This window comes from Bradyrhizobium sp. USDA 4538 (assembly GCF_024171045.1).
Classification (GTDB): domain Bacteria; phylum Pseudomonadota; class Alphaproteobacteria; order Rhizobiales; family Xanthobacteraceae; genus Bradyrhizobium; species Bradyrhizobium australafricanum.
The window spans coordinates 4,667,504-4,680,516 of record NZ_JALJZE010000001.1 but is presented as its reverse complement, the minus strand read 5'-3'; the positions used below and the strand labels follow the sequence as shown (position 1 = coordinate 4,680,516).

The following is a 13,013-nucleotide window of genomic DNA, read 5'->3' as shown; positions in this document are numbered from 1 at the left end:
AAGAAACTTTGAGGGTGGCATCGCGGACACAAGCAGCGCGCCGGCAGCACGATTTCGGTGCGATGCGATGGGCAGGTCGCGAACGACAATCATGTAACCAATTTATTTCTGTCATGTTCGATCGCTAAGAGTCCCTCCGGGGTAGGACCGATCGTCGCAAGCAATCGAAATTTCAGTTAGTCAAAGCGAAGGGCCTTCATGCAACGCGTAGGCACAGTGGGCCGCTGCCCGACGATCCGTGGCGGCCTCGCAGCCATTTTTGCCTTGACGTCACTGGGGTTGTTGGCGTCCTGCAATTCCGCGACGGTCGGCGAGAGCGTGGACGCATCCCAACTCGACGTCACCGACAAGGTGCGCTCGCTGGATCTGGCGCAGCGCCAGCCGCAACCGGTGAACGCACAGGCGGCGACGGGCGGCAGCCAGAGCGGCAGCGTCCGCGCGGCGATGTATGACGGAAGCGAAGTGACGGCCGTCGCGGACGCGCGGCCGCAACCGGCGTCGAACGGCAACGGCTTCGATCTGAATTTCGAGAGCACGCCGGTGGCGACCGTCGCCAAGGTGGTGCTCGGCGACATCCTGCATGTCGGCTACACCATCGACCCGCGGGTGCAGGGCACGGTCAGCCTGGTCTCGGTCCGCCCGGTGCCGAAGTCCGACATGGTGTTCGTGCTTGAAAACGCACTCCGCCTGAGCGGCGTTGTGCTGCTCAAGGATACGGCAGGCTATCGCCTGACGCCGCTCGGCGACGCCGTCGGCGGCGGCCGCGTCGATGCCGCGGCGGCCAATCCGGAACCCGGATTCGGCATCTCGGTGGTCCCCCTGCAATATGTGTCGGCGCAGACCCTCATGAAGCTGACCGACAGTTTTGCCACCAGGGCCGGCGCGATCCGCGCCGACACGACGCGCAACCTGCTGCTGATCCAGGGCACCGGCGCCGAGCGCCGCACCGCGGTCGATACCGTGCTCAGCTTCGACGTCGACTGGATGCGCGGCCAATCCGTCGGCATCTTCCCGATCTCGAGCGGCTCGCCCGCGCCTGTTATTGCCGAGCTGGAGAAGATCGTCGATTCCGGCGAGAACGGCCTCAGCCAGAATGTCATCAAGTTCATGCCGATCGCGCGCCTGAACGCGATTTTGGTGGTGACCAAGAAGCCCGACATGCTGCACACGGCCGCGACCTGGATCAAGCGCCTCGACCGCAACGACACGGCGCGCACCTCGGTCCATGTCTACCGCGTCAAATACGGCGATGCGCGCCAGATTGCGCGGGTCCTGACCGACATGTTCCTTGGCGGATCGTCCGGCAACCTGCTCGACAGTGCCGACAGCCAGCTCGCGCCCGGCTCCGGCACCTCGTCGACCTCAAGCGTCGCCGACCGTCTGTCGCTCAACAACAACAACGGCGCGAATTCAGGCATGAGCGGCTTCGCATCCCGCGGCACGTCGGGGACGGGCGCAACCGGCCAGGGCCTTGGCCAGGGATTTGGCGCCGGCGGGCAAGCGAACAATCCCAACAATCCGGGCCAGGGCAACAATGCCGCGCTGGACGCCGGACGCGGTGCCGGCGGCGGCAACGGGCAGCCCGTCATGCAGGACGTCCGGATCACGCCCGATGTCGTGAACAACAATCTCCTGATCTATGCCGACCAGGCCAACTACCGCATCATCGAGTCGACCCTGCTGCAGATCGATGAGCCGCAGCTCCAGGTCGCGATCGACGCGACGATCGCCGAGGTCACGCTCAACAACACCTTGTCCTATGGCGTACAGACCTATCTCACCAGCCAGAACCTCGGCCTGAAGCCGAACACCGGCTCGATCCTCGGAACCCAGGCCACTTCCGCGCCCGCGACCACCACGGACGCAACCACCGGTGCGGTCTCGGTCGCGGGATCGCTCACCAATGCCTTCATCAACCAGAGCTTCCCGGGCTTCAACTTCCTGATCGGAAATGCAACGCAGCCGAGCCTGATCCTGGATGCGCTGCACGCCGTCACCAGCGTCAAGGTGCTGTCCAATCCCTCACTGGTCGTGATCAACAACCAGGTCGCGACCCTGCAGGTCGGCGACGTCGTCCCGGTCTCGACCGGCAGCGCGACGGTGCTGACCACGAGCAACACGGTGGTCAACACCATCGACTATCGCAACACCGGCATCATCCTGAAGGTCTCGCCACGCGTCAGCGTGAACGGCACCGTGCGGCTCGACGTCGAGCAGGAGATCAGCAATGTTCCCCAAAGCAGCGGCAGCACGGTCAACCTGACGCCGACCGTTTCGGAACGACGGGTCAAGAGCCAGATCTCGGTGGCCAACGGTCAGACCGTGCTGCTGGCGGGCCTGATCAGCGAGCAGCAGAGCGGCGCCCGCAATGCGCTTCCGGTGCTCGACCAGATTCCGGGCCTCGGTGACGCCTTCGGACATCAGAGCAACGGCACCCAGCGTACCGAGCTGATCATCTTCATCCGCCCGCAGATCATCCGCAATGGTTCCGACGCCCAGACCGTGGCCGAGGAGCTTCGATCGAAATTGCGCGGCAGCATCGCCACGACATCGACCAATGCACCGATCACCACCAGCTATCACTGAGCCGGACAGCAGGATGCGCCGCGTTCTCGCACAACGGACAGGCCTCTCGGTCTCGCTTGCGATCGTGCTTTGGGCGATGACCGCCTCTGTCGCGAGCGCCGACAGCGTGGCGCGCGGATCGGCCGCCTTCCATCGCGGCGACTATGTCCGGGCGGCTCGGGAGCTCGCGCCGGCCGCCGAGCGCGGCAATGCGCGCGCCCTCGGCATGCTCGGCTTCTTGTATGAGCACGGCTTCGGCGTGCCGCAGGCCTACGCAGCCGCCGCCGACTGCTACTATCGCGGCGCCGTGCAGGGCGACCCGTTCGCGCAGGCCCAGCTCGGCCTGATGTACGACAAGGGTCACGGCGTTCCGACGGATTTCGTGCTGGCCTACAAATGGCTCAATCTGGCCGCGGCCCGCTCGAACGGGCGGCAGCGCGATGCCTATCTCCGGTTCCGCGATGCGGTCGCATCCAAGCTTTCGACCTATGAGATCATTGCCGGACAGCGGTTCGCACTGGAATGGGCACCCGATCGGCCGGCGCCGGACGTGCACCTGACCGCCAAGTAATCGCGGCTTACGGGGGTGTGCGCACGAGGCTCGCCGACACGCGCCTGCCTCGTACCTTCCGCCGCCGCAACCGGCGCCAGCCGATCACGATCCCGCTGATCGAGATAATCGTACCAGCCGCCGACAGCAGCCACACCACGACGTCGCGCGCCGGCCAGATGCGCAGCAGCAGCGGGAAATCGAGGCTGTGCAGCGCGTTGAACAGCCAGCGGTAGGACCGGCGGCTGTCGTCGCTGCGGTCGAGGATCTCGCCGGTGACGGGGGAGATGTGCAGCCAGGTGTGGGCGGGATCGTCGAAGCCGATCCGCAATACGGGAAGCTCGCGCGTCTGGTGCAGCGTGTACCAGTAGGCGTCGGGTTCATCGAGCTGCCGCGCTGATGTCATCGCAGCGCCGGGCATTGCGTGTCTGGCGGCAGCGATGATCTCGTCGCGCGAGAGGGTCATCCGCGCACCGGTCACAGGATCGGCGATGCTGCGGCCGCCGTTACCGTCGTCGAGCAACATTAACCGGTGTCCGCCGATCCAGACGAAGCGGGCCTCCACCGCCGGCATCGATGGCGACGACTGGAAGCCGGCGACGATGTCGGGCGTCTCATGGCCGCTGTAGCCGATTGTAATCTCGCGGGTGATGCCGCGTGCCGAGAACGCGCCGCCGGGATTGAGCGACAGCCAGCCGCTGAACATCCAGGTCAAGACGCAGATGCCGCCGATCAGGCCGGCGATGTGATGCCAGGCCATCCAGCCGCGATAGGGCGAGACGGCGCCATCAGCGTAGCGGCGCATCAGCCGCAGGCGGAGGACGCCGATCCAGAAGCCGGTGATCGCGACGACAAGACAGACACCCGAGATCCACAGCACCACATCCCGCCACAGCGGGCCGTCCTTGCGCAACACGGTCGGATAGATCCAGTGCGGGATCGAGCCGAGCCAATTCCAGATCCGCTCGCAACGCGTGGTGTCGAGCGCGATCTCGCCGCTGCGCGAGGAAACGTAGAATTCGGTGCCATCGGCGTCCCCGAGGTCGATCAGATGGAGCGGCCGCAACGGATCGAAGCGCGCGGTCACCGACCATTGGTCGCGCGTGATCGTTTCGATCAAGCGAGGCCGCACGGCATGCGGATGATGAGCGGCAATGGCCAGCGCCTGGTCCGGCGTGATCCGGTCGATCACGCTGCCGTCGGTCGCCGAAATCGTGATCGCCCCTGCCTTCCAGCCGGTCACCCGATAGACGGGCGTGTCGTCCATCATCGAAAGCCGCAAATCACGCGGATAACGCTCGACACCTGCGATCGCCATCGCGCGATCGGGTGCGAGCTGCACCTTGCTCCAGGGAATGACAGGAAGCGCGGCGAGGCGCTCGCTGTCGGTAAGGCGCGGAAAGGCCACGTACATCATGACAAGGCCGGAGATGAACCACATCGCGAACAGGAGACACGTCGCAATGCCGATCCAGCGATGGACGATATAGAGCCACCGCCGCCCGCGCCGGATCAGAGCGTTGCGCATGGTCAGAACTTCACGCTGACGGACAATTCGACGGTACGCGGCATGCCGAGCAGCCACTGCCCGGTGCCGTTCGAGGTCACCGCGTAGGCCTTGTCGAACAGATTGTAGAGGCGGAACGCGACCGTGGTGCGGTCATCCGGCTTCCACCTGACGCCGCCATTGACCACGTTGTAGCCTGGCCGCAGCTGGGTGTTGGCAAGATCGGAGTACATCGCACCGACGATCTGCACGCCGCCATAGGCCGACCAGTTGGGCGCGAAGTCCCAGGTCAGCCAGACGTTCGAGACCTGCTGCGGCACGTTGACCGGGACATTGCCGTTGAAGCTGACGATCTTGCCGCCGGCCACCTGGCTGTTGTTGTCGTATCTGGCGCGCAGCAGTGCAAGATTGGCGTCGACGCGCCAGCCGTCGCTCAGTGCGAGCCCGATCGATCCTTCGACCCCGCGGGATGATTGCTGGCCGATCTGCAATGCCAGGCCGCCGGTGGGATTGCCGGGATCGGGAATCGTGAGCCCGGTCTTGACGATCTCGTAGGCAGCCAGCGTCCACTCGCCGCGGCCGCCCCAGAACGACTGCTTGACCCCGATCTCGGTCTGCTTGCCGGTCGCAAGCTGGAACGTCTTCTGCGTGGTCGACAGTGAGATCAGATTACTGACCGGATCGACGCCGACCGCGTACTGGCCATAGAACGCGAGGTTCTTGATCGGCTCGTAAACGAGCCCCGCGCGCCAGCTGGTGCCCGATAGCGCCGTCTCGAAACTGTTCGCCGGCGTCTTGTAGTCGGTGCGATCCACCTCGGGACGGTCATACCTGACACCGGTCACCAGCGACAACTGATCGGTCAGCAAGAGACGATCCTCGGCGAACAGCGCGTATTGATTGACGATCGCATTGAAGCCCGGCGTGGTCGCCGTCGTCGTCGCGAAGAACGATCCCGGATCGAACACGTAAGGATTGACCGACGACGCGCCGCCATAGGGCGAGTTGTTGGTGTGGGTGAAGTCGATCCGGTTGACGTCGAAGCCAGCGACGACCTGGTTCGCAAGGCCGAACACGTGACCGCTGAAGGTCGCATCCATCCGGTTGCCGAGCTGCTTCTGGTCGTGGAAGATCTCGATGTAGCTCGCGCGATCGATCAGCCGGGTCTTCGGATTCCAGGTATAGTTTTCGATGTCGCGCCAGTGCCGCTCGCTGGTCAGGTAATACAGCGTGTTGTTGACCTTGATGCCGTCGGCGACGTCCCACTCGGTCTTGAACTGGGTCCAGCTGTCCTGATAGCGGATCGCGCTGTCCAATGCGTTGTAGTTCTTGAAGCGCAGCGCATCCTGGATCGAACCGTTGATCAGCGGCGTGCCGAAATAGCGCGACGGGCTGCGGTCGCCGTAGTCCTCCGACAGCGTGAAGGCCAGATTGTCCGACGCCTGCACCCGCACGGCAGCGGAGACCACCGCGTTCGAGGTCTTGTCGCGATCGACCCAGCCGTCCGACATGTTGCCGGTGGCGTTGATGCGGTACGACACATTGGGATTGATCGGACCGGTGCTGTCCACCGAGAGCCGCCGGGTCATGTTGCTGTCGAGCGAAACTTCGGCCTCGTTGTAGGGCGTATTGAGCGGTTTCTTCGGGATCACGTTGATGACGCCGCCGATCGCGCCTTCGCCGTACAGCACCGAGGCCGGGCCGCGCAGCACTTCGATGCGCTGCGTCGACCAGGTGTCGTAGGGGAACGTCAGCGTGCCGGAGCCGATATAGAAGCGCGTGCCGTCATACAGCGTCATCACCGAGTTGCTGCCGGCAAAGCCGCGGGTGCTGAACGACAGGCCGCCATTGCCGGGTGCCGGCGTTGCGATGAAGCCAGCCGCGTCCTGGGTGACGGCATCGAGCACATTATGCTGGCCGCGTTCAGCGATGGTCTGCGCCGTGATGATCTCGACGCTGGCCGGCGTCTGCAGCGGCGTCAGATTGAGACGACTGCCGGTGCCGCCCTGCGTGGTGGCATTGAGCGTCGGCGATGCCGATCCCGGTACGCCCGACGCTGCGACGCGCGGCGCGTTGCCGGTTGTTGCGATCGTCGCGGGCCTCGGCCGCGCCGCGGCGGCCACGGCACGGCTTCGCGCCGCGGGCTTCGGCCTTGCCACAGCGGAAGGCGCGACCTCAATCGGATCGAGCCTGGTTGGTGGAGGCGTTTGTGCCGAGCCTTCGGCCGGCAACAGCAGCGATGACAGGGAGCAGAGAAGACCGAGGCGCCATTTGCGCGCAACGGGAGAGGACGGAGACATGAAAAGGACTCGCGGTAACGTGGCACGTCACCGCGAACGCGGACTGGCGCATTGCCCAAAAGGCAGTGCTCCGATCCCACCAGGACGCCCCCGCCCGATGTGCTCGCGTGTGACCACGACTGACGGCAGGTCTCCTGGCTCACGGGTCATCGCCTGTCGACGCCTTCCCGGGCCGATGGCCCAGTGGCAATTTGACGAAAGGCTCGCCGTTTACAGTTGCGGGGACAGCTGCGGCATTGGGGTTACCCTCGCACCGCATTCCCTTTTGATCCCCGAAGGGAACCGTCGGCAAAAACGATAGGTGCTGGCTGCAGGGCTGTCAATTCGATGCGATTGTCGCACACATGCTTTGCGAGATGCTGCTGCGGCGATGACACAGCGACGTCGAGGGCTGACGCCGAAAGGCAACCCGTCATCCTGAGGAGCGCGGCACGCGCGTCTCGAAGGATGCACGGCCCGGCTGGTGGCCGATTCATCCTTCGAGACGCTGCTTCGCGGCTCCTCAAGATGACGGGAAACGTAGGTTCGCGTCACTGAGCCTCGACACATCCCTGCATCACCTCATCAATCTCCGCGCGCGACAGCGCACCCATCTCGGCGATGAACACGATGCGCGTGCGCGGCACGCCGGGCGACGGCACGCCGCCCGCAGCCAGGGTCGCGCGGCCGCCGGCGAGTTGAAGCACGGTCAGCCGCCCGGGCTGCTCCACCGTCTCGAACAATCCCTTCGCCCGCGCCAGCTTCGGCGCCAGTCTGCCGATCGCCTGCTGCAAGCGCGGCAGCACGACGGGCCGCTCCGAGGTCCAGCTCAGCGTCTCGAAGCGATCGGACGCCGGCCGTCGCGGCGCGGTCTCGCGCGGAGCCGGCACATGATCGAGGTCCGTCGGGAACAGCAGCGCGGCCGGCACCTCGCCATGCAAGGCATCAACCACCACGGCCGCCGGACGCGCCGCGCGCACGGCGTCGCGGATCGCGGCGCACGCAGCGGCGTCAGTCAGATCGACCTTGCTCAGCGCCACCACATCCGCCGCCCGGAGCTGCGAGCGCAGCAGCGCATCGTTCAGCATCGCCGCAGGTTGCGTCGCGTCGACCACGCACAGCACCGTCTCCAGCGGCGCCTCCTTCCAGATCACGGGATCCATCAGGTTGCGCACGATGTCGGCGGGATCGGCGATCCCGCTGGTCTCGATCACGATGAATTCGGGACGCGGATCACGCCGCAGCAAGGTTGCGAGCGTGCGCAGCAGGTCGCCCTCCAGTGTGCAGCAGATGCAGCCATTGCTCAGGCTGACCACGCCGTCGCCGGCGCCGGCGATCAGCTCGGCGTCGATATTGATCGCACCGAAATCGTTGACCACGGCGGCGATGCGCCGCCCTTGCGCATGCGCCAGCAGATGGTTGACGACGGTGGTCTTGCCCGCCCCGAGAAAGCCCGCGACCAGCAGGATCGGGACCGGCACATTAGCCTCCGGTGACGGGCCGGCGCACCGGCCGGCCGGGACGCGCCGCGACATCGAGCACACCATCGCTGATCAGCGGCTGGCCGCTGACCACGAGATGCCGCACGCCCTCCGCCGGACGATTCATCGCGGAGAAGGTCGCGCGATCGCTCAACGTCTCGTAGTCGAACACCACGACATCGGCGTCGGCGCCGACCTGCAGCCGGCCCTTGGCCCGCATCGCCGGCGTGCTCGCCGACAGGATCTCGGCCGGGATCAGCGCGCATTTGCGGATGCCCTCGAGCAGCGACACCTTCTTGCGCTCGCGCACCCATTCGCGGATGAAGCGGGTGAAGCAGCCCGCCGAGCGCGGATGCGAGGTGGCATCGTCCGGCAGCGGCCAGGCGTCGCCGCTGTAGGGACGGCCGTCCGACAGCGTCCACGGCATCGCGTCGGAGGCGATTGCGCCGCCCGGATACAGCACCGCCATGTCGAGCAGATCGCGATGATGCGCGTTGTTCTCGATGTCGAGCACATGCCACAGTACCAAGGTCGAGGGCTCTTCGGCCTGTGCCGCCAGCAGCTCCTCGCGACTGCCGAAACGGTGACCGTCGGTCACGCGCTGCACCGAATCATAACCGAGGCCGTTGCGCTCCTCGAATTTCGGATCGCTGAAGAAGGTCGCCGCCAGCACGGTCGAGCCGGTGCCGTAGGGATAGGCCTCCACCGTGATCGGCAGGCCCTGCGCCTGCGCTTTCGCGATCAGCCCAACACAGCGTTCGATATCGGTCTTGCTCGACGAGTTGAAGTGGCAGATGTGCATATGCGCGCCGGTGGCGCCCGCGTAGCCGATCAGGCGGATATAGGCCTCGGCCGCGCTCTCGGGATCGATCCGCGACATGTAGGCGACGTGGGTAAAGGTCGGCACCGCATGATCCGCCGCGAGCTGGCACACCGCGGTCAATTCCTGCACGCCGGCGCCCGGCGCATAGGCGTTGAGAATGCCGATGCCGATGCCGCCCTCGTTCAGTCCGTTGGCGAGGCGCTCCAGGATGCCGCCGACCTCGCCTTCGGTCGCGACGTTTTCGATCCAGCGGCGATCGCGCATCGCGGCACCAAACGATTCCAGCGAGCTCTCCGAATTCGAGCCGGTCATCGCACCGATGCGCGCGAAGGCCCAGTTGGCGGCGGCGCCGTAGTTCAGCACCCTGCCCTTCTCGGCCTGGCGCTTGTACCAGGACGCGACCGGCAACACGCCGGCCTCGAGGTCGAGCGAGGTCGTCACCCCGTCGAACGCCTGCATGCGGTCGGCTGGAATGGTCTGGCCATGCGCGTGCAGGTCGATGAAGCCCGGCGCCACCACGAGCCCGGTCGCGTCGATCTGCCGTTCGGAACCGCCGAGGCCGGTGCCGACCGCGGCGATCTTGCCGTCGACGACGGCGACATCGCCGATCGCGTCCATCCCGCTGGCCGGATCCACCACCCGGCCGCCGCTGATCACCAAGCCACCCATCTCGCCACTCCCCGCATTCCGAAACCGACCGGTCTCCTGTCGAGCACAGAGAAGCGCATCGCACTGATCGCAGCAAGCCGGCCAGGGTTGTGGCGACATGCTGTGACGGAATATCCGCCGCGCCGTGATGGCGATTGCAGAGTGAGGCCCTTCCTACGTTCCGGTTGCACGCCGCGACGGCAGCCCGCGCCAGAGATCGGCGCCGGGCTTCACGCGGCTCGCCACGAGTTTCGGCGGCGTGCGGTCCCTGGCTATCGCCGCTTCGACCGCACGCTTGAGCCTGACATTGTCGATCTGCGCCAGGAACCGCCGGATGACGGCATCCTGATCCGCGCCCTGACCGGAGATCGCCGCGCACAGCTCCGCGGTCGTCCTGCGGAAGAAGTGGAAGGCGTCATCGGCCGCGCCGCCCAGCCGGTCGACCTCGCCGGCCACACCGAGCGCGTGCATCCGATCGTCGTCGTCGAGCGTCACTGCGAAGCGCAGCACGGCAAGCTGCCAGGCACGGAGCAGCTTGCTCTCCGGTTCGGTCGCATTCTCGCGCATCAGTCGAACACCCCGCGCGCCTGACTTCCTTCGGCTGTCGAGGGAGGTAGGGCGCGGCGCGAATATCCTTGCGCGGGAATAGGTTTTCGAGGGGAGCGCGCGCCCGATTGCATAGGAATCGCATAGGCGGAGCGCGCCGAGGCCCAATTCGCTCAGATCCCCTCGAACTGCAGCCGGGCCAGCCGGGCGTAGAGTCCGCCCGCGGCGACCAGTTCGGCGTGGGTGCCCTGCTCGACGATCCTGCCCTGGTCCATCACCAGGATGCGGTCGCAGGACAGAACGGTCGCCAGCCGATGCGCGATCACCAGCGTGGTGCGGTGGCGCATCAACTCCTCCAGCGCGGTCTGCACCAGCGTCTCGCTCTCGGCGTCGAGCGCCGAGGTCGCCTCGTCGAGCAGCAGCAGCGGCGCATCGCGCAGGATCGCGCGCGCGATCGCGATGCGCTGGCGCTGGCCGCCTGACAGCGTCACGCCACGCTCGCCAAGCTGGGCGTCGAAGCCTTCGGGCAGGCGGCGCAGGAATTCGCTGGCATGGGCGAGATCGGCGGCACGCTCGACCTCGGCGTCGCTCGCATCGGGCCGGCCGAACCGGATGTTCTCGCGGGCGCTGGCGGCGAACACCACGGAATCCTGCGGCACCAGCGCGATGCGCGCGCGCACCTCGGCCGGATCGACCTGCCGGATCGGCACGCCGTCGAGCGAGATGGTGCCCGATTTCGGATCGTAGAAGCGCAGCAGCAGATGGAACAGCGTGCTCTTGCCGGCGCCGGACGGGCCGACGATCGCGACCTTCTCACCTGACCGGACCGAGAGCGACACTTCATCGACCGCAAGCGCGTTGGGCCGGGTCGGATAGGCGAAGCTGACATTGTCGAAGCCGACATCGCCGCGCGCCGGCTGCGGCAGCGCGCGCGGCGACGCGGGCGCCGCGATCTGCGGCCTGACGCGCAAGATCTCGAACAGCCGCTCGGCGGCGCCCGATGCGGCCGAGACCTCGCCCCAGACCTCGCTGAGCTGGCCGAGGCCGCTCGCGGCGAACGCCGTATAGAGAATGAACTGGCCGAGCCGGCCCGGACTGATGGTTCCGACCAGCACATCGTGCGAGCCGACCCAGAGGATCACGACGACGCTGGCGAACACGATGAAGATGACGATCAGCGTCAGCACCGCGCGCGCCTTGGTCGAGCTGCGCGCGGCTTGATAGGCCTGCTCGACCTCGCCGGCAAAGCGCGTCCTGGCGAGCCGTTCGCCGGTATAGGCCTGCACGGTGCGGATCGCATTGACCAGCTCGGAGGCATAGGCACTGGCATCGGCCAGCGTATCCTGGGCGGTGCGCGACAGCCGTCGCACCCAGCGGCCGAACGCCACCAGCGGAATCACGATGATCGGGATCGCGAGCAGCACGAAGCCGGACAGCCGCGGGCTGGTGATCACCATCATCGCGGCGGCGCCGAAGAACAGCATCAGATTGCGCAGCGCGATCGACACCGACGCGCCGACCGCGGACTTGATCTGCGTGGTGTCGGCGGTGAGCCGCGACACCAATTCGCCTGATCGTGCGGAATCGAAGAACGAGGGCGACAGCGAGATCAGATGCGCGAACACGTCGCGCCGGAGATCGGCGACGATGCGTTCGCCGATCGTCATCACGAGGTAATAGCGCGAGGCGCTGGCGCAGGCGAGCACCGCGACGACCGCGATCATCACGCTGAAATAGCTGTTGATCATCGCGATGCCTTCGGGCGTGAAGCCCATGTCGATCATCCGCCGCACCGCGACCGGCACGATCAGCGTGGTGATCGCGGCGATCGTCAGCGAGATCAGCGCGAGGATCGCCCGGCCCTTGTAGCGCGCCACATAGGGCGCGAGCGCAAGCAACGGCCGCAACCGGGCACGGCTCTTCGCCGGCTCCGTGATCTGGCTCTCGATGAAGGCTTCCTCATCGAGCAACGCGTCGCGCGGGGGCTGCGGGGCGCCGCGCGGGGTCTCAAGCTGTTCGGCTACGCTCATCAATCTAGACCGGTTCTATCGCCCCCCACATAGGCCCGCCGACCCCCGGCTGGCAAATCCGGTAAAGTCCCAATCCGGTGATGGGCTTAGGCCCTTTCTTGGCTTGTTTTGGCGGGCTCCATGGGTTATAGACCCGCGCAAATCCCGTATTCCAGACATCTTGAGACGGGCGCCGGCGCGCCGAAGGAACTGTCATGAAAGCCGATATTCATCCGAATTATCATACGATTAAGGTCGTCATGACCGACGGCACCGAGTACCTGACCCGCTCGACCTGGGGCAAGGAAGGCGACACGCTGAACCTCGACATCGACCCCAAGTCGCACCCGGCCTGGACCGGCGGCACCCAGCAGCTGATGGATCGCGGCGGCCGCGTCTCGCGCTTCCAGAAGAAATTTTCGGGCTTTCTCAAGAAGGACTAAAGTCCGCTTCGGGATCGCCCCGGCGACCACACGCAAAACGCCCCCGTCTCGGGGGCGTTTTTGTTTATTGCGGTCCGCTGCGGATTGGCGGGCCGAACAGGCACTATGGGTCCCGGCCTTCGCCGAGACGACGGCGAGTTTGCGGCACGGCCAGTGAGTCAC

9 protein-coding genes and 1 riboswitch are annotated in these 13,013 nt (G+C 66.1%); of the genes, 3 read left to right on the top strand and 6 right to left on the bottom strand.

Going from position 1 to position 13,013, the window contains the following annotated elements:
- The first annotated feature begins 198 nt into the window (after positions 1 to 198).
- Together gspD and J2R78_RS21060 are read left to right on the top strand one after the other, a co-directional pair.
- On the top strand, positions 199 to 2,586 hold the full coding sequence (gene gspD / locus J2R78_RS21065) for a type II secretion system secretin GspD (RefSeq protein ID WP_253606577.1): 2,388 nt from the start codon (positions 199 to 201) through the stop codon (positions 2,584 to 2,586).
- A 76-nt stretch (positions 2,587 to 2,662) separates the two neighbouring features.
- Positions 2,663 to 3,136, top strand: a complete 474-nt coding sequence (locus J2R78_RS21060; protein WP_057017771.1) for a tetratricopeptide repeat protein — start codon at positions 2,663 to 2,665, stop codon at positions 3,134 to 3,136.
- 7 nt (positions 3,137 to 3,143) lie between these two features.
- On the opposite strand, the gene J2R78_RS21055 is transcribed toward J2R78_RS21060, so the two are convergent.
- From J2R78_RS21055 to J2R78_RS21030, 6 genes are all read right to left on the bottom strand, one after another.
- The gene (locus tag J2R78_RS21055; protein WP_253606576.1) at positions 3,144 to 4,643 is read right to left on the bottom strand and encodes a PepSY domain-containing protein; all 1,500 of its coding nucleotides are present in this window, start codon (positions 4,641 to 4,643) and stop codon (positions 3,144 to 3,146) included.
- Between the two features lie 2 nt (positions 4,644 to 4,645).
- The gene (locus J2R78_RS21050; protein WP_253606574.1) at positions 4,646 to 6,922 is read right to left on the bottom strand and encodes a TonB-dependent siderophore receptor; all 2,277 of its coding nucleotides are present in this window, start codon (positions 6,920 to 6,922) and stop codon (positions 4,646 to 4,648) included.
- Positions 6,923 to 7,028: 106 nt separating this feature from the next.
- A riboswitch (cobalamin riboswitch) is annotated at positions 7,029 to 7,224 on the bottom strand.
- 228 nt (positions 7,225 to 7,452) lie between these two features.
- Positions 7,453 to 8,382: a GTP-binding protein gene (locus J2R78_RS21045; RefSeq protein ID WP_253606572.1), complete on the bottom strand. Its 930-nt coding sequence runs from the start codon at positions 8,380 to 8,382 to the stop codon at positions 7,453 to 7,455.
- Position 8,383: 1 nt separating this feature from the next.
- Positions 8,384 to 9,874 carry an amidohydrolase family protein gene (locus J2R78_RS21040; protein WP_253606570.1) on the bottom strand — a complete coding sequence of 497 codons (1,491 nt, stop codon included), beginning with the start codon at positions 9,872 to 9,874 and terminating at the stop codon, positions 8,384 to 8,386.
- Between the two features lie 153 nt (positions 9,875 to 10,027).
- Positions 10,028 to 10,420 (bottom strand): hypothetical protein, encoded by a 393-nt coding sequence (locus J2R78_RS21035; protein WP_225646584.1) that lies wholly within the window; start codon positions 10,418 to 10,420, stop codon positions 10,028 to 10,030.
- A 152-nt stretch (positions 10,421 to 10,572) separates the two neighbouring features.
- Positions 10,573 to 12,429, bottom strand: coding sequence for an ABC transporter ATP-binding protein/permease (locus J2R78_RS21030; RefSeq protein ID WP_253606568.1), 1,857 nt, complete (start codon positions 12,427 to 12,429; stop codon positions 10,573 to 10,575).
- Between the two features lie 194 nt (positions 12,430 to 12,623).
- On the opposite strand from J2R78_RS21030, the gene rpmE reads away from it, so the two are divergent.
- Positions 12,624 to 12,851, top strand: a complete 228-nt coding sequence (gene rpmE, locus J2R78_RS21025; RefSeq protein ID WP_016845230.1) for a 50S ribosomal protein L31 — start codon at positions 12,624 to 12,626, stop codon at positions 12,849 to 12,851.
- Positions 12,852 to 13,013 lie beyond the last annotated feature (162 nt).